The 17976-nt window shown below is 49.3% G+C and carries 16 protein-coding genes; 14 read left to right on the top strand and 2 right to left on the bottom strand.

Annotated features, from left to right (window positions below; translation table 11 throughout):
* The first annotated feature begins 18 nt into the window (after window positions 1-18).
* Both DEU30_RS07600 and DEU30_RS07595 read left to right on the top strand, forming a co-directional pair.
* Window positions 19-1365 (top strand): HipA domain-containing protein, encoded by a 1347-nt coding sequence (locus DEU30_RS07600; RefSeq protein WP_114981865.1) that lies wholly within the window; start codon window positions 19-21, stop codon window positions 1363-1365.
* Window positions 1362-1673 carry a transcriptional regulator gene (locus DEU30_RS07595; protein WP_051018709.1) on the top strand — a complete coding sequence of 104 codons (312 nt, stop codon included), beginning with the start codon at window positions 1362-1364 and terminating at the stop codon, window positions 1671-1673. Before DEU30_RS07600 ends, DEU30_RS07595 begins: the two co-directional genes overlap by 4 nt.
* A gap of 124 nt (window positions 1674-1797) precedes the next feature.
* On the opposite strand, the gene DEU30_RS07590 is transcribed toward DEU30_RS07595, so the two are convergent.
* On the bottom strand, window positions 1798-2163 hold the full coding sequence (locus DEU30_RS07590) for a SufE family protein (protein ID WP_034818467.1): 366 nt from the start codon (window positions 2161-2163) through the stop codon (window positions 1798-1800).
* 124 nt (window positions 2164-2287) lie between these two features.
* Here DEU30_RS07590 and DEU30_RS07585 point away from each other — a divergent pair, with 124 nt between their 5' ends.
* The 9 genes from DEU30_RS07585 to ung all read left to right on the top strand — a co-directional run bounded on the left by DEU30_RS07585 (window position 2288) and on the right by ung (window position 13154).
* Window positions 2288-3037, top strand: a complete 750-nt coding sequence (locus tag DEU30_RS07585) for an electron transfer flavoprotein subunit beta/FixA family protein (RefSeq protein WP_114981866.1) — start codon at window positions 2288-2290, stop codon at window positions 3035-3037.
* Window positions 3034-3963: an FAD-binding protein gene (locus DEU30_RS07580; RefSeq protein WP_114981867.1), complete on the top strand. Its 930-nt coding sequence runs from the start codon at window positions 3034-3036 to the stop codon at window positions 3961-3963. The genes DEU30_RS07585 and DEU30_RS07580 overlap by 4 nt, the downstream gene beginning before the upstream one ends.
* Before the next feature lie 182 nt (window positions 3964-4145).
* Complete coding sequence (locus DEU30_RS07575) at window positions 4146-6035, top strand: DUF1302 domain-containing protein (RefSeq protein ID WP_227016341.1); 1890 nt, start codon at window positions 4146-4148, stop codon at window positions 6033-6035.
* Between the two features lie 152 nt (window positions 6036-6187).
* Complete coding sequence (locus DEU30_RS07570; RefSeq protein WP_114981869.1) at window positions 6188-8209, top strand: S9 family peptidase; 2022 nt, start codon at window positions 6188-6190, stop codon at window positions 8207-8209.
* 252 nt (window positions 8210-8461) lie between these two features.
* Window positions 8462-9181, top strand: a complete 720-nt coding sequence (locus tag DEU30_RS07565) for a glycosyltransferase family 25 protein (RefSeq protein ID WP_114981870.1) — start codon at window positions 8462-8464, stop codon at window positions 9179-9181.
* Window position 9182: 1 nt separating this feature from the next.
* A complete protein-coding gene (locus tag DEU30_RS07560; protein WP_114981871.1) occupies window positions 9183-10304 on the top strand; it encodes a glycosyltransferase in 1122 nt (373 codons plus the stop codon).
* Complete coding sequence (locus tag DEU30_RS07555; protein WP_114981872.1) at window positions 10301-11323, top strand: glycosyltransferase; 1023 nt, start codon at window positions 10301-10303, stop codon at window positions 11321-11323. The genes DEU30_RS07560 and DEU30_RS07555 overlap by 4 nt, the downstream gene beginning before the upstream one ends.
* A gap of 41 nt (window positions 11324-11364) precedes the next feature.
* Window positions 11365-12384: a UDP-glucose 4-epimerase GalE gene (gene galE / locus DEU30_RS07550; RefSeq protein WP_114981873.1), complete on the top strand. Its 1020-nt coding sequence runs from the start codon at window positions 11365-11367 to the stop codon at window positions 12382-12384.
* Window positions 12385-12503: 119 nt separating this feature from the next.
* On the top strand, window positions 12504-13154 hold the full coding sequence (ung, locus tag DEU30_RS07545) for a uracil-DNA glycosylase (RefSeq protein ID WP_011233781.1): 651 nt from the start codon (window positions 12504-12506) through the stop codon (window positions 13152-13154).
* 11 nt (window positions 13155-13165) lie between these two features.
* Here the strand turns inward: ung and DEU30_RS07540 are convergent, their stop codons facing one another.
* Window positions 13166-14032: a LysR family transcriptional regulator gene (locus DEU30_RS07540; RefSeq protein ID WP_011233782.1), complete on the bottom strand. Its 867-nt coding sequence runs from the start codon at window positions 14030-14032 to the stop codon at window positions 13166-13168.
* Window positions 14033-14144: 112 nt separating this feature from the next.
* Between DEU30_RS07540 and DEU30_RS07535 the strand changes: the two genes are divergently transcribed.
* From DEU30_RS07535 to DEU30_RS07525, 3 genes are read left to right on the top strand one after another with little or no spacing between them, the layout of a single operon-like run.
* The gene (locus tag DEU30_RS07535) at window positions 14145-15470 is read left to right on the top strand and encodes an NADH-quinone oxidoreductase subunit L (protein WP_114981874.1); all 1326 of its coding nucleotides are present in this window, start codon (window positions 14145-14147) and stop codon (window positions 15468-15470) included.
* Complete coding sequence (locus DEU30_RS07530) at window positions 15467-17740, top strand: putative inorganic carbon transporter subunit DabA (protein ID WP_034818454.1); 2274 nt, start codon at window positions 15467-15469, stop codon at window positions 17738-17740. The genes DEU30_RS07535 and DEU30_RS07530 overlap by 4 nt, the downstream gene beginning before the upstream one ends.
* Window positions 17707-17934 (top strand): hypothetical protein, encoded by a 228-nt coding sequence (locus tag DEU30_RS07525; protein ID WP_227016342.1) that lies wholly within the window; start codon window positions 17707-17709, stop codon window positions 17932-17934. Before DEU30_RS07530 ends, DEU30_RS07525 begins: the two co-directional genes overlap by 34 nt.
* Window positions 17935-17976: the final 42 nt, after the last annotated feature.

Raw genomic sequence — 17976 nt, 5'->3', positions numbered from 1 at the left:
ACTCAATTTAGGTGTGTTATGAACAGCCTTACGATCCAGGCTTACCTGCAAAGCCAATGGCAGGACATAGCCATGTTAACTTTTACTGAACGAGCCGGGCAGAATGAGCCCGATGTACAAGTGCAGTATAAAACGGACTACGCTATTGAGCACCTGGAGCAGGATGACCACCATGCTGTTTCCTTAAACCATCCAGTTCAGCTTTACTTTGATGACGACGATCAACCCGGTTGGCTTCGTTTTCTTGACGATATTATCCCAAGTGGTGCGGCACGACGGTTTTGGGTAGATCAGATTGAAATATCCAATTCGCCACTAAGCGAACAAAATCTGATATTACTGGAAAAAGTAGCGATTGCGCCTGTTGGACATTTGAGAATAAAAGAAGCTGTCGAAAACCAGAACGAAGCTATAAAACCTCCCCAGTTTACTGTCAGCGACGTTGTAGAGAGAAACGCGAGCTTTCTAGAATATGCTCAACAGCGGGGGGCCATTGCCGGGGGAGCAACCGGCGCGGGCGGGGAAGCGCCAAAATTATTGCTGCGATGCAATAATAATGACGAGGTTTGGATAGATACATTTCAAGACGGTACCAATACTCAGGACGCATTTTATCTGGTGAAGTTTCCCCGAGGTCAACGAAAGCAAATTGACTGCGATATCCTGCGCGCGGAATATCACTTTTATTGCGAGCTTGAGGAAATGGGAGTTAGCGCCATCGCAACCGAACAGATGAGGCTTGAAGAAGGAGATAACTTTCCGTCACTTTGGCTTCCGCGTTTCGACGTTGAAGTTGTTAACGGCGTCGTTACTCGTAAGGCTATGGAGTCTGTCTATTCAATATTAAAGCGAGCGCCAGGTGTACGTCTTCGTCATGCCGATGTAATACGTGAGTTAGTCAGCAAAATTGAAAACTCATACATGGTGAAAGAGCAGGGAGCTTATTTTAATGTAGAGGCGTTTGTAACCGAATGGGTACGGCGGGATCTATTGAATATCGCTTTTGGGAATTCGGATAATCACGGTCGCAACACGGCATTTTTCAGAGATGAAAGCGGAATAAAGCTCACTCCAATTTATGATTTTGCTCCAATGCGAGCAGACCCCGAAGGTGTACCAAGATCGACCGTTTGGGGAGAGCCAATGGAAAGCGGCGGCGAATATAATTTTAGCGCGATTTGTGAAGAGCTTTCAGACTTGATTAAACCGGAGCAATTGCTCGATGGTTTGCATAAAACCGCTGAGCAACTTATTGGTTTGGAAGGTAGGTTAAGAAAGCGGGGCGTTCCAGGAAGTATTATGACCATGCCCAAAGTCGGACTGGCAAATATTCCAGAAAAACTGAAACGCTGGGGGCTGCTATGAGCAAGAATAACCGGCTTAGCGGCGAAGAGCGAGAAGCTCTTATTGAACGTATTGCGCTACAGCTATTACAGGGTGAAATAAGCCAGGGACAAGCGTTGCAGGAGTTCAGGAAAAAAATTACTGCAATGAATCAAAGCGACTATGCCGAGCTCACGAAAACTTCCCGAAAGACCGTTTCGGAAGTTGAAAATGACTTGGGTAATTATTCTAGTGATGTCATTAATAGACTGTTTAAGCCTTTTGGACTAAAAGTTGGCCTGGTTCCGGCATCCGCCCGGTTAAAGCGCCGTACATTGAAGGTATCGTGAGCGCGCCCGACGGTTATGGGAGCTACTGCGGAGGTGTGCAGCGCCAAGGATGGCGCTGCCCAAGCCCTACAGGGATGTATTCACGGGCGTCCTCCGCAGTAGTTCCTATAACCTCAGCGCTCTCTCACGCCTCAATAACCCGCAGCTTCAAGGTTTTGGCTACCTGGTACAGGCCGTTGCTGCGCGAGGGGCTGAGCGCGTTGTCCAGGCCTTCGGCTCGGTAAAAGGCGTCAATATCAAAGGCCGCTATTTCCGCTACAGGGCATCCGTCCAGCCGTTGTTGCAAAAGCGCCAGTAAGCCGCGCACAATGCGTGACTCCGAGTCAAAACGAATCACTACTGCCTCCACATCAGAGGTATCCAGCCACAGCCACACCTTCGCCTCGCAGCCACCCACCAGATGATCGTCATCACGACATTCCGGCGGGTATTCTGGTAGACTTTTAGCTTGTTGAACTAAGTGACGAAAAAGCTGTTCCCAGCTGGCCATGTAAACTCTCCCTTACGGCAATAGAGTTTTATTCTCCCATAACTTGTGAGATCGACGCCAGTCTAGGATAATGGCAACATAATAAATACCAACATTCAGAACATTCCAGAAAAAGGAAGACAACATGAAGATACTTGTCGCGGTTAAGCGCGTCATTGACTACAACGTCAAGGTGCGCGTTAAACCAGATCAGTCCGATGTCGATTTGGCAAACGTCAAAATGGCACTTAACCCATTCTGTGAAATTGCGGTAGAAGAAGCCGTGCGCCTGAAAGAAGCGGGCACTGCAGACGAAGTGGTGGTTGTTTCTATTGGCCCTAAAGCCGTGCAGGAACAACTTCGCACTGCTTTAGCCTTGGGCGCAGACCGTGCCATTCAGGTTGAAACCGACGACATGCCAGACTCTTTATCTGCCGCCAAAATCTTAAAAGGCGTCGTAGAGAAAGAAGGTCCGGACATGGTTATTCTGGGCAAACAGTCTATCGACTCAGACAACAACCAGACCGGCCAAATGCTGGGCGCCTTAACCGGTATGCCGCAAGGTACCTTTGCGTCTAAAGTGGAAGTGGGTGACGGTTTTGTTAATGTCACTCGGGAAATCGACGGCGGTCTGCAAACCGTTAAGCTGAATCTGCCAGCGGTTGTCACCACTGACCTGCGCCTGAATGAACCGCGTTACGCGTCGTTGCCAAACATTATGAAAGCCAAGCGTAAGCCGCTGGAAACCACAACTCCGGACGAACTGGGTGTGGAAGTTAAGCGCACTATCAAGCTACTGAAAGTTGAAACGCCTGCGGAACGTAGTGCCGGCGTGAAAGTAGCTGACGTAGATGAGCTGGTCGACAAACTGAAAAACGAGGCGAAAGTATTATGAGCATCTTAGTGGTAGCAGAACACGACAATAACGCGGTTGATCCATCAACCCTGAAAACGTTAGCCGCTGCACAGAAAATCGGTGGCGAGATCGAGGTGCTGGTTGCCGGTAAAGGGTGCTCAACCGTTGCTGAAAACGTAGCAAAAGCCGACGGTGTGAAGAAGGTCTTCCTGGCAGACAATGAAGCTTACGAGCATCAGTTGGCGGAAAACATCAGCGAACTGGTAGCCGACTTAGGTAAAAACTACAGTCACATTCTGGCTCCGGCCACAACTACCGGCAAAAACTTCATGCCGCGCGTTGCTGCACTATTAGACGTAGCACAGGTTTCTGACATTATTTCGGTAGAAAGCGAAGACACCTTTAAGCGTCCTATCTATGCCGGTAACGCCATTGCCACTGTGCAGTCAGAAGACAACATTAAAGTCATTACTGTTCGTGCAACGGCGTTCGATGCTGTCGCAGAAGAAGGCGGTAGCGGCGACGTTGAAAACATCGACTCCGTATTTAACAACGACAAATCTGAGTTCGTTGAAGAACAACTGGCCGAATCTGAACGCCCTGACCTGACTTCAGCAGAAATCGTTATTTCTGGTGGTCGTGGTATGCAAAATGGCGAAAACTTCCACCTGCTGGAAGACGTAGCTGACAAACTGGGCGCTGCAGTCGGTGCATCACGTGCCGCAGTAGACGCGGGTTTCGTACCCAACGACATGCAGGTTGGTCAAACCGGTAAAATTGTTGCGCCGCAGCTTTATATTGCGGTTGGCATTAGTGGTGCTATCCAGCACTTAGCCGGTATGAAAGACTCTAAAGTCATTGTTGCTATCAACAAAGACGAAGAAGCGCCTATCTTCCAGGTAGCAGACTACGGATTAGTCGCCGATTTATTCGACGTACTACCGGAATTAAACAGTAAAATTTAACTTCTATTTAGCTGTTAAAAGTCGCTGCTGGCGCGCAGTTTTAGCCGTCAGTAGCGACATTTCCCCGCACTTTTTCTAACAACTTGTTATATTTTCGTGTTCATATACTTGCATATTTTTAACTCATCGGACATGATTCAGACATAACCGCCAAACAAGTTAAAAAGATTAGGTGGCTCACAATGAAAAGAAGAACAACTATGCTAAAAAAACTTCCTCTGGCTACGGCCATTGCACTGAGCTTCGCAGTACCAAGCCAGGCAGCTGACTTTGAAGTCGGCGATTATGAAATTAAATTCGATTCTATTCTGTCTTATGGCGCTTCGTGGCGTATGGAAGATCAGGCCAGCCATCTCATCCACCCCGGCAATATGCCCGGAGGTACAGCGGGGTCTAGTGTTGGCGACGACGGCAACCTGAACTTCGATAAAGGTGACTTAGTGTCATCGGTCTTTAAAGGCGTACACGATTTAAGCATTGATGGTGGCGACCACGGTGCCTTTATCCGTTTCAACTATTGGTACGACTATGTGGTTTCAGAAGAAAACATGCCGCATGGCCATGCCGGTAATAATTATTACCCTGACACCAAGTTAAACGACGATATCTTTGACGATTACTCGCAGGGCAAAGGTGTCGAACTATTGGATGCCTTCGTTTACGCTAACTTTGACTTAGGTGGCATGCCAACTAACGTTCGTTTGGGCCGCCAGGTATTAAGCTGGGGTGAAAGCTCTTTTATTTTTAATGGCATCAACGACATTAACCCGTTAGATGTTAACGCTGCTCGTCGTCCGGGCGCTGAAGTTAAAGAAGCCTTGCTACCCGTAGGAATGTTCAGTACTAGCATTGGTCTAACCGACTCGCTTAACTTAGAAGCGTTTTACCAGTATGAGTGGGATAACACCAAACTCGATGGCTGTGGTACGTATTTCTCAAGCGTTGATATTATTGGTGGTCCGGGTTGCGGCAAGGTCACGCTTAACCCCGAACTAACCGAAGGAAACTTTTTAAGCGACTTTGAGTCGGTACAAGCTGGCGCTTATATTGGTAGTAACCCAGTTTTAGAAGCCTCTGACAGCGGTCAGTGGGGTGCTAACCTACGTTACTACTCGTTAGATCTTGGTGCTGAATTTGGCGTTTATTATCTTAACCTGCATAACAATACGCCTATTATTTCGGCTTATAACTGGACAGAAGATCCTCGAGCGAGCCAGGAAGGCGTATCGCCTCTTGATCTTGGTTTTACCTGGTCTTCTCCTAATGGCTACCCTATTGATGGCCCCCGGTTAGTACTCGAGTACCCAGAAGACACCGAAGTGTATGGCTTTAGTTTTAGTACTAACTTAGGCCTATGGTCAGTTTCCGGTGAATACAGTTACCGTGATGGTGTGCCTGTGCAAATTAACACCACCGAAATTTTAACGACTGGTCTGCGTCCAAATGTGCCAAGTACCTTTTCAAACCGTTTTAATAACACCCCGTTTGGCGGTAATGGTTTAGCTCATGGTTATGACCGTTTAGACGTTAGTCAAACCCAGTTAAGCTTTGTGCGTTTTGTTGACCGCTTGTGGGGCTCTGATCGCATGACTTTCGTGGGCGAAGTGGCTATGAATAACGTTCACGACATGCCGGGATTACAAGAGCAACGTTATGGTCGTCTGCCATTGTATGGTAAGTGTTTAACTCAGGCTGATATGAACCCGCTTATTGGGGCAGCCGAGCAGGCTGGCCGTGGTGATGTTGCACAACAATTCCAAAGCCGAGTCGGCAATTGCGAAGGTTTTGCTACATCAACAGCCTGGGGTTACCGCACCCGTTTCCAGTTTGAATATTCAAACGTTTGGCAGGGCTGGGGTTTAAACCCAACTATTCAGTTTAACCACGACGTAAATGGCTACTCAACTAACAGTAACTTTATTGAAGGTCGTAAGTCATTAGGTTTGAATTTGGTAGCCGACTACCTGTCAACCTACAAGGTTAGCTTAGGTTACACCATGTATTCTGATGAAGAACTCGATCCGCTCTCTGACCGCGATTATGCGTCAGTCAGCTTCTCATACGCGTTCTAATACATTGATTCACACCGTGAATCACGATAAAACCGTCTCTACTGAGGCGGTTTTTTTATTATGTAGCCTGACATTTATGTCAGGAACAATATCTCACCTGACATAAATGTCAGGCTACATCACGGCAGGTTACATTTTCCGGGAGAACAACAATGAAAAAATGGATAATAACAGCGGCGGCGCTGATGCTTTCAGGTACAGCCGCAGCCCAGGAAAAACTCCAGTTAGAAGACATCTTCACGCTGGAATACGCATCATCACCGACTATTCACCCCAGCGGCGAATGGACAGTATTTGTTCGTCAGTCTATGGACATAAACAACGACCGCAAAGTGGGGCGTTTATGGGCCAGCCTGCCCGACGGTGATATTCGCCCGTTAACCGGCAGTCAGGGCAGTGAAAGCCAGCCGGTCTGGTCACCCAGTGGCGACCGCCTGGCATACGTATCAACCGAAACCGGCTCTCCGCAAGTGCATATTTACTGGGTCGATTCCGGTGACAGCGCGGCAGTTACTCAGCTAACACAAGCGCCATCTGGCTTAAGCTGGTCACCCGATGGCAGCCAAATTGCGTTTTCCATGTTTACACCCAAGTCACAACCGGCTCCGGTCAGCTTACCGGGCAAACCCGAAGGTGCCGACTGGACTGCTGCGCCTAAGTATATCGATAAAGGCAACTACCGTTATGACGGCGGTGGTTATGCCAAAGACGGACACCAGCAAATCTATGTTATTCCGGCGACCGGTGGCTCTCCGCGTCAGCTAACAGACGAAGAATTTAATCACGGTGGGCAACTATCGTGGTCGCCGGACAGTAAGCATATTTTCTTTTCGGCAAACCGCCGTGACGACGCTTTTCGCCAGCCGGTTAACAGCGAAATTTATCGTTTAACGCTGAATAATAAAGGAATCACTGCTATTACTGACCGCGACGGCCCCGATGGTTCGCCAAAAGTGTCCCCCGACGGTGAGAAGATTGCTTTTACCGGTTATGACGACACCAAAATGAGCTTTCAGGCGGCTAATTTGTACGTAATGGACCTAGACGGTTCCGACGTCGAACTGCTTACTGAAGACCTAGATCGCGGTGTTACAGGCTTTGAGTGGGACAGCGACAGCCAGGGTGTGTACTTTACCTACGACGACAACGGTATTGGCCAACTGGCCCGCACCACATTAAATGGAGAGCATACGAAACTGACCGACCGCGTGGGTGGGTTGTCTTACGCCCGGCCATATGGCGGAGGTGACTTCAGCGTAGCCAAAGATGACCGCATAGCGTTTACCATCTCCAACCCAATGCGTCCAGCGGAGCTGGCACGGTGGGACGACGGAGACGTACAGCAGCTCACCCGGTTAAACGAGGACGCGCTGGCGCACAAGCAGTTAGCTAAAGTAGAAGAAATTAACTATAAATCGAGTGTTGACGGCATCGACCTGCAGGGCTGGATAGCCTACCCGCCGGGTTTCGATAAAGACAAAGACTACCCGCTAATGCTGGAAATTCACGGCGGCCCGCACACTAACTATGGTCCTCGCTTTGCGGCTGAAATTCAGTTGTTTGCGGCGGCAGGTTACGTGGTGCTTTATACCAACCCGCGGGGCAGTACCAGTTATGGTTCGGACTTTGCCAATGAAATTCACCACAACTACCCCAGCCACGACTACAACGACTTAATGGACGGCGTAGACGCAGTTATTAACAAAGGCTTTATCGAAGAAGACGAGCTTTACGTTACTGGTGGTAGTGGCGGCGGCGTGCTAACCGCCTGGATAGTCGGACATACCGACCGCTTTAAAGCTGCGGTTGTGGCTAAGCCGGTTATTAACTGGTACAGCTTTGTGCTTACCGCCGATATGTACAACTTTTTCTATCAGTACTGGTTCCCGGGTCTGCCATGGGAGAATATGGAACATTACATGAAGTATTCGCCTATCAGCTATGTCGGCAATGTGACTACGCCAACCATGCTGCTGACTGGTGAAAACGACTATCGTACGCCTATGTCAGAAACCGAGCAGTACTATCAGGCACTGAAATTGAAAGGTGTGGACACCGCCATGGTTCGTATTCAGGACTCAGGCCACGGTATTTACGCGCGGCCCAGTAACCTGATGAACAAAGTAGCTTATATTCTGCATTGGTTTGAAAAGTACCAAGAAAAGACAAAGTAGCCTGACATTCATGTCAGGAGGAATGCCGTTCCTGACGTAAACGTCAGGCTGCGCATCTGATAACATTATTCAGAAAAAACGACTACCGGAGGCTCATTGCAGGTTGTTCTGTAGTGAGCTTCTTAACTACCCACCAATTGCGTCGTTTGCAAAAACCGTGTTTAATACGCATATATTTTTCATATCCTTTTCTGCGTACACACAGCTTAAAAGTGTATCCAAAAACACTCATCTATAAAGAAAAAGCATTGCATGAATTACAAAACCTTTTTGATTAACTTAGATCGTTCTAAACAGCGGCTGGCCGACGCCAAAACACAGCTTGATGCTTTAAATATTCCGTTTGAACGTGTCAGTGCCGCTGATGGAAGTAATCTGACTGAATCTGAGCGAGCTTGCTTTGATCAAGCTAGGGCTCAGAAACGTTATCATTATGATCTGACATGGGGCGAAGTCGGCTGTTACTTAAGCCATATTCGTTGCTGGCAACGGATTGTTGATGAACAATTGGATTACGCCATTATTCTGGAAGATGATCTGCATTTAAGTGACGATTTCGTTAAGATCCCCAGCGTTTTAGAGCAACTAGAATCAAACTGGTCATTCATCAAACTCGGCAATCCATTTAAGTCTCGCCAGGAAACCCCCGTTGAAAAGCAGGGCGGATTTAGTCTGGTGAGTTACGACAAAGCGCCATCCGGAACGTGCGCCCAAGTGGTCAGCTATGAAGCCGCCAAACGTTTGCTGGCTTCAAGATCAAATTTCTTCCGTCCCGTCGACGTGGATTTACAATGGCAATGGGAAGTACCGATTAAAGTGCTGGGACTAACCCCTTATGTTGCAGGGCATAATCTAAGTTTCGCAAGCGAAATTCAGCAAATTGAGCAACGTAAAGACAAGCAAAAAAGGCGCTGGGTGCGCCTGCGAGAGCAATTGAGATTTTATTACCATTCAAAATTACGCGGAGAATAGTATGCAGGCTCTTATTCATGTTATCCCTACATTAAGTAGTGGAGGAGCGGAAAAGGTTTGTATGCGCTTACACCAAACCGCGCTTGAACAGGGGTATTCGTCGCACTTAATCGTGCTAAGTGAAATTTGTACATATGATATTAAGGACATACCCAATATTCATCGTTTACCGTTGAGTAACGCAAAAAACCTTGATTTTATTTGGAAGCAAAAAAAAGCTCTGCGACTGTTATCCTCACGAATTCAACGTATTGAGCAGGAAGAAGGGGTTTTGGCTGTATTCGGTCACTTAGACGAAGCCAGCATGTTACTTCAGAAACTAGCTATTGATGCCCCCGTTTTACATATAATTCATACATCAATCGCGAAAGAATTGGCTAGTTACCGGCGTATGAGCTGGTTGAAATTTATACGTCTCAAGCGCAAGAAAAAAGCTCTTGTCGGCCAGCACCTCATTACGGTTTCACCGTCGTTAAAAGCTGAAACAGAACAAGAATCATGGCTTAAGCCATTGAGTATAAAGGCTATATTTAATCCTTTTGATATTCAAGAAATTCGCTCTCTTGCGAAAGTGGATAAAAAGCCACCCGTAGCTGAGCCCTATATTATTCATGTAGGTCGATACGCTAAGGCTAAGCGCCATGATATTTTGTTTGATGCATTCCAACTGATTTTACGTAAAACCCCGAGCCTGAAGTTAGTGCTGTTATGCCGTGTGTCAAAAAAGTTAAAAAAGGAATTGGCACGCCGTGATCTCACAGATAATGTCATTCTTCCCGGACAGGTAGACAACCCGTATTACTGGATGAAACATGCCAAATTACTTTTACTGAGTTCCGACTATGAAGGGTTATCAAATGTGCTTGTTGAAGCGTTAGCCTGTGAAACGCCCGTTGTGTCAACTGACTGTCCGTCGGGGCCGAGCGATGTTTTACAGGGGTTTCATGAAGATTGGTTAGTTCCTTGCCGTGATGCTAATGCATTAGCTGAACGAGCCAATGAGCTTATAGAGACAGCTCCGGAAGTTGATTTAAATGCCTGGCCGCTACGTAAAGAAGTGGAGCCAACGCGAGTCCTTGAGCACTATATTGCAGCAGCAAAGGCAGCAGGGACTGGTGTATGAAAATAGTACATGCCATTTTGACACACAGCTTTGCGGGTAGTGAACGGCATGCGGTAGAACTGGCTAATCTGCAGGCGGAAGCCGGGCACGATGTCAGTATGATCTTGCATTGCCGGGGCACTGAGCAACGCGATAACGCCATTATCCAGCATATTAATAAAAACGTTACTATTCATGTAGTAAGTGGTTGGCGTGGACTGGCACGCTGGCGCTGCCGTAGACTCATTAAAACAATAAATCCAGACGTTGCACATGCGCATTTGAGTGCTGCCTGTAAAGCTTTGAAAGGGTTGAAAGGTCAGTGTTTACGAGTTGCGACGTTACATATTTACTATAAGCCTCAACAACATAAACACTTGAATGCGTTAATCGCTATTGCGCCGTGGCAGCTTGATGCGATTCCGGCTGCTTTACGACAGAATTGCACACAGATAGATAATTGGAGCAAGCCCCTGGCGGCTAGCGGCGATGCACGCCAGCGGCTACGCAAGCAATATGACATAGCTGATGATGCGATAGTTTTTGGTGCGCTAGGCCGTGTTGTCGCCAGTAAAGGACACGAAACGCTAGTTGATGCTTTTAACTTAGCTGAGGTGCCTAATAGCCGTCTGGTAATTGTTGGTGATGGAAAAAACTGGCAGTCTATTAGAGATAAAGCTGACGATAGCATTATTATGCCGGGGTTTTCTCAACAGCCGCAGGACTGGCTGGCGTGTTTTGATGTCTTTGTGAGTGCAGCCAACAGCGAACCTTTCGGATTGGTTTTCCTTGAGGCAATGCATGCTGAGCTTCCGGTTGTCGCAACCGCTTCAGAGGGCGGAAAGTATTTACAATCATATTTCGGCTATCCGTTAAGTGAAATTGGTAACGTGCAACAACTGGCAACTCAAATGCGTCAGGCGGCTGAGAACTCTTCTCCGGTAAGCTATGATATGAGTAATTTCGAACCGCAGGCTAAATGTGCAGAAGTTATTAGCTTTTATCAGCAGCAGTTGAAGCGGTTAGTACAACATCGGTAAGTTAGTTAGAATAAATAACACCAGTTATCAAGCGGACGGCTATGTCACAAATTTTAGTTACCGGAGGCGCGGGTTATATTGGTTCTCATACCGTGGCTGAATTACTCACTGCAGGGCACCAGGTGGTCGTTCTGGATAACTTAGTTAATAGCTCTGATCTTAGCCTTAAAAGAGTGGAACAAATTACCGGTAAAAGACCGGTTTTTGTTAAAGGAGACATTCGCGATACTGGTAAAGTCGAGCAATTGTTGCGCCTCCACAGTATCGACAGCGTTATCCATTTTGCCGGACTAAAAGCCGTAGCCGAGAGCGTGAACAAGCCTCTGGAGTACTACGATACGAATGTAAACGGAACTTTGTCTTTATGTTCGGCGATGCATAAGTCTGGAGTGAAAAGCATCATTTTTAGTTCATCAGCAACGGTTTATGGCGCTGAAGCGCCTGTGCCTTATGTTGAATCTATGCCGCGAGGCAGTACGTCCAACCCTTATGGGGAGAGCAAAGCCATAGTGGAGCGTATACTCACCGACTTAGCTCATGCAGACCCGGACTGGTCGGTCAGCTTACTTCGCTATTTTAATCCTATTGGCGCGCACCCCAGTGGACTCATTGGTGAAGACCCAAAAGGTATTCCTAATAATTTGTTGCCCTTTATCACACAGGTAGCCATAGGGCGAAGAGACAAGTTATCCATTTTTGGAAACGACTACCCGACCGAGGATGGTACCTGCGAGCGTGATTATCTTCATGTAGTCGATTTAGCTAAAGGCCACCAGGTGGCTGCTGAGAAATGTGCGCAGCACTCGGGAGTACATACCTACAATTTAGGAACCGGTCAGCCAGTGTCGGTGCTGAACATGGTTAAGGCCTTCGAGAAGGCGAATAATGTGTCAGTACCTTTTACCTTTGAAACGAGAAGACAGGGCGACTTAGCGGCATTCTGGGCAGATACCGCGAAAATTCAGCAAGAACTAAACTGGACGGCACAACACAGTCTGGAAGATATGGTGAGAGACGCCTGGCGGTGGCAACGCCAAAACCCTAATGGTTATGAAACGTAATTAATTGTAGCCTGACGTTTACGTCAGGAACGATATCTCACCTGACATAAATGTCAGGCTACGCCGTCAGCAACAACGTACGTGGAACCCGGCACGACACAAAACAAAGGAATAAGACTATGCCCTGGAGCACTCTTTTAGCCGAAGAAAAGCAGAAGCCTTATTTTCAGCAGCTGTGGCAGCGGGTAGAGCAGGCGCGGCAGGAAACCGTAGTGTATCCGCCCAAAGAAGACGTATTCAACGCACTTAAGCTCACCGATCCGGAAAACATTAAAGTGGTTATTCTGGGGCAGGACCCATACCACGGCCCCGGTCAGGCGCATGGTTTAAGTTTTTCGGTACCCGAAGGCGTTAAGTTTCCGCCGTCGCTGCGCAATATGTTTAAAGCCATAGCCATAGACTACCCCGATACCGTCTTACCACAGCATGGTGATTTAACCAGTTGGGCCGAGCAGGGCGTGTTGTTGCTCAACACCGTGCTCACCGTAGAGCAGGGCAATGCGCACAGTCATGCCAGCTGGGGCTGGGAAACTTTTACCGATACGGTTATCAGCAAGGTGTCAGACGCTACCGATCATGTGGTGTTTTTGCTCTGGGGCTCGCACGCGCAGAAAAAAATACCGCTTATTGACGGCAACAAACATTGCATACTGACCGCGCCGCATCCATCGCCGCTGTCAGCACATCGTGGGTTCTTCGACGCCAATCATTTCCGCAAAACCAATGACTATTTGCAGCAACACGGCCGCCAACCCATTCGGTGGGTGTAGTTCACGTAACATTAAACAAACCGCTGCAGCAGCTTGGCGACCATGGGGTGTTCGAATGGGCGCTTCAGGGTTATGGCGTAAAAATGCTCGAACACATTGGGCAGAGTTAAATAGCGTTTCAATTGCCCGCTGGTCAGCTCGTCCCGTACCACAACGTCCGGAATAACTGCCAGCGCGCCGGTATCCCTGGCCAACAGGCGCAGCATTGCCATATCGTCGGCTTCGGCCAGCACTCGCGGTTGCCAGTTGTACTCCGCACTGAGCATATCGAAAGCCGCCCGCAGCGGCATATTCTCCGGCGGTAACACCCAGTTATTATTGCGCAAAGCCACATCGGTTAACTGCTCAATGTCACGACCCGGTGGCCCAATAACAGACACCGGCTGCCGCGCCAGTAAACGGCTCTGCCACAATTGCTTGTCGCTGCCGCGAACACTGGTATTGGCCAGCGCAATATCAATTTGATGATCCGCCAGCTCATTAAATAACTGGTCCGGCGTCATCGAATGCAGCCGGTACTGAACGTCCTGCTGATGCACCAGCTCGTGAATAAAAGCTTCCACAAAGTTACGCGACATGGTCGAGGCATGACCAATACGCACAACCAAATCGCTGCCGTCCATACCTTGCTTTAGCTGGTTAACCAGGTTCTCACCCTCGTGAAAAATGCGGTCGGCATACTGGCGCGCAATGTACCCGGCCTGAGTCAGTACTAACTTACGCCCTGTGCGCTCAAACAGAGGCGTACCCAGCCACTCTTCCAATTGTTTTATTTGCGCCGACAACGCCGACTGCGACACATGAAGCTTTTGCGCGGTTTGGGTTAAATGCCCGTTTTCTGCAACGTGCCAAAAGTAATAAAGGTGTTTATAATTCATCGGGCTTACCAACCGTTCACTTAAAGCGAATGAATTTATAGTTTATATCTATTTTACTTAACATCAAGCCAGCCCCCATAATTGCTCCAAAGAAGACACACGAGGCGCATTCATGGCGGAATGGTTGACACTATCGGGCATAAGACCGGTTTTACTGGTGCTGGTTGCAGTATTAGCGTGGGTCGTTACGCGTTACGCCTTCAGAAATTTCCGGCTGGACCCGCGCCGCCGCGCATTCGTCACCAAGCTGGTTGGCTGCCTTATAGCGGTCTTCATTCTTATTGTCAGCAATAACCTTATTGTCTTTTTCGCCGCCTGGATGGCAATAAGCCTGCAGTTGCACAGCCTGCTTATGTTCTACCCCGAACGCGACCGCGCCGTACTGGCTGCCCATAAAAAATTCATTCTGGCACGCTGCTCCGAAACCTTTTTGGGCACGGCTTTTATTATTATGTACTTAACAACCGGCAGTCTGCAGCTGGACACGGCTTTGCAGCAGTTCGGCACTGCCCCCACGCACCTCTCTCAGCATATTGCCGCGCTGTGCCTGGTTATGGCGGCGCTCATTAAATGCGCCCAGCTACCCTTGCACGGTTGGCTTATCCAGGTGGTTGAAGCACCGACCCCGGTCTCAGCTTTGTTGCATGCCGGTATTATTAACCTTGGCGGCTTTTTACTGCTGGCAACCGTACCGCTATGGAGTAACAGCGCGCCGGCCGTGTGGCTGCTGTGTCTGGTGTCGGCAGCGTCGTGCTGCTTTGCCGCTCTTATTATGGCCACCCGCATTAGCATAAAAGTGCGCTTAGCCTGGTCTACCAGCGCGCAAATGGGGCTTATGCTGCTGGAAATTGGCTTAGGTTATTACGACTTAGCCCTACTGCACCTGGTGGCGCACTCGGTTTATAAAGCCCATGCGTTTTTGTCGGTAAGCGAGGTCGCAATAATAAAGCAGCCTCAGGCCCGGTCGTTGTGGCGTATTGGCGTTGTCTTTATGGTGTTTCAGGGCATTATTGCCGCTGCCTGCTGGTGGTTTCTCGGTAACCCTAAATGGCTTCCGTCGGCGTTACTCGCCATGGCGCTAACTACCTTATGGATGAACCTGCATCAGAAGCTTCTGCGAATTGCGGTGTCGGCGTTAACTGTCGTAGTTTACCTTTTGCTGGGTGCGTTGGCGCATCAGATTATTGAGCCGCAGCCACCATTCAGTAACGTCTGGCTGGAGCCTGCTGTAACCCTTATGTTTAACGCCTTCGCCTTTACCTACTGGCTGGTGCATCACACGCCGTCGCACCGGCTTAGCCAGCGCTGGTTCATTACCTTAAACGCCGGGTTGTATCTAGACGAATGGTTAACGCGGCTGGTGCTGTGGCTCTGGCCCAGTCACCCCATTCACTATTACCAGCGGCAGGGTCGCATTCAGCAGGAGAAACACTCATGAGCGCAGCGAATCGTTTAGCGACTATTGCCGGGCAGGTGAGTAAAGCCATTGCGCCACAATGGCCGTTGTCTCAGTGGATAGCGGTTAACCCCTTCTGGCATTACCGCCAACAGCCGGTAGCCGGTGTTGCTGCGCACTGGCGTTACAGCGCCGGAACACGTTTGCTCATGAGCCCGGACTTTTACTGGCAACAATGGCAGCAAAATCGAATAGACGCAGCGCTGGTCACCAACAAAATGGTAAACGAGCTGGAGCAGCGCTCCCTGCTAAAAGCGCAACTGCCGCAGTGGCGTAACCTCAGTCAGTTAGTGGACAAATACACGCGGCGTCGCCGCAAAATGCGCTGGAACGACGAAGTGGTGCTACAAATTAGCCAAACCTGTGGCTTATTCATGCAGTTTCCAACCCGCTTTCAGCAGGCCGGTAAAGACAGTTCGTTGTATCAGCATTGGCTGACTATTTCGCGTGCCGATCGCGGCATTGAAACCTTAATGGACGAGGCTGAACTCACCGAATTGTTCGCACAATTGCCGGATGACCCACACAAGCTTATTCAAGTGTGCCATGACAACTTTTTAAGTGACGCGTCAGATTACGCTCTACGCTGTTACAGCCAGGCGCTTATCAGTGACTTATGGGGTTGGGCCGCGGCATTTTCCTATCAGGACGCTCGTCAGGACAGCCAGTGGGTATTCGAACTGCTGTGCATTCGTCTGGCCTGGGAATACATTCTGTGGCAGCTGGCCGAGCGCACCAATACTAAGGTTTATCAGCAGCTGCAGCAGGCTTTAAGCGCGCAAGTTGAAAATTGTGAAGGGCAGGTGGCTCATATTGAGCAGCACAACAGCTTATTGTGGCAATGGCAGGCGGTTTACGAACGCTCGCAGCTAAACACTTTGCAGTTTAAACCCGACACAGTAGAAGAGAGTAACGCGCCGGACGTGCAGGCGGTGTTCTGTATTGATGTGCGCTCAGAGCGTTATCGTCGTGCGCTGGAACAGGCTGGGAAAAGCCTGGGCAGCTTAGTACAAAGCAAAGGCTTTGCCGGGTTCTTTGGGGTGCCGCTGGCCATTCAGCGTAAAGGTCGCAATGTTCCTCATGTACCGGGGTTACTGCAACCGGCGTACTACATTAAAGCACCAGCGCGTAAGCAATCGGTTGGTTCCTTATTAAGCAATATGTTCAATGCGCCGGTCTCCATGTTCAGCGGCGTTGAAGCACTGGGCTTAAGTAAACTGAAGTCCTTACTCACCGGAGTGCCCGGACAACTGGCTACAGCTAATAATGCGTACATTGCTGACGGCAGCATTTGTGAGCATAACGGCGAGGCGTCAATGGAATCGTTGGTGAGTATTTGCCAGCAGGCTCTGGCGGGAATGCAGTTTACTCGCTTCGCGAGGCATATTGTGCTGGTCGGGCATGGCTCGCATCACAGCAACAATGCTCAACGAGCAGGACTTAACTGCGGCGCCTGCGGTGGTCAAACCGGTGCGTTAAGTGCCCGGGTATTAGTGCGGCTGCTTAACAACCAGGATATTCGTGAACAATTGCGCGAGCAGGGCGTTGCTATTCCCGACGCTACTCAGTTCCATTCCGCTATGCATGAAACCGTAACCGATAAGGTTATCTGGCTGTCCAATACTGTTCCGGACAGCGTCAAACAAGTGTTCCGCGCAGCAACAGAAAAGCTAACCCAGGCCTGCGGCGAGTCAGAAAAAGACCGTAAAACACGTTCCGGCCATTGGGCTGAACTACGCCCGGAATGGGGGCTGGCTGACAACAACGTCTTATTTTTCGGACAGGCTGATCGGCTAACCTCGGCTGATACCATCGGCAGTAACTTTCTGCACGACTACAACAGTAAAAATGACCCAAATGGTGAACTGCTGGCTCAGCTCATGAGCGCTCCGGGGCTGGTCGCTAACTGGATAAACTGGCAGTACTACTGCTCAGTAACCGAACCCAAACAACTGGGTAGCGGCAATAAGTTGCTGCATAACCGAGTAGCCAACGACATTGGTGTTTTTGAAGGCAACGGTGGTGACTTGCGCCAGGGGCTGGCCTGGCAGTCAGTACATAACGGTAGCGACTTTGTGCACCGGCCTATGCGGCTGCAGGTTATCGTCGAAGCCGATGAAGCCACCATTCAGCGGGCGCTGGCAAAGGCTGCCGCTTTTAACGAACTTTTTGAACAACAGTGGATCAATCTGCATCGACTGAACGCGCGAGGTGAACTATGTCCAGTGACAACACCAGTAACAGCAAAATGACAGCGACAACCTGTCATACCCTGAAAGCCTTTTATGACTGCGTGCGCTCGCGGCCGTTTAACCAGCCCTTCGCCCTGCGCTACAACGACGGCAGCATCGACCACGGACTAAACTCCGAAGAAGCAGCCAAAGAAAGCCTGCGCGCCCACCACAACCCCTACCTCGAACAACCCGTTGTTGTTGAGTGGGGGTGACCACCCGCCTTGCCGCCGGACATGCCCACCACGTACCCTTGA

This window comes from Idiomarina sp. 017G (genome assembly GCF_004362265.1).
GTDB lineage: Bacteria > Pseudomonadota > Gammaproteobacteria > Enterobacterales > Alteromonadaceae > Idiomarina > Idiomarina loihiensis.
This window is presented reverse-complemented; position numbering and strand designations above follow the sequence as displayed.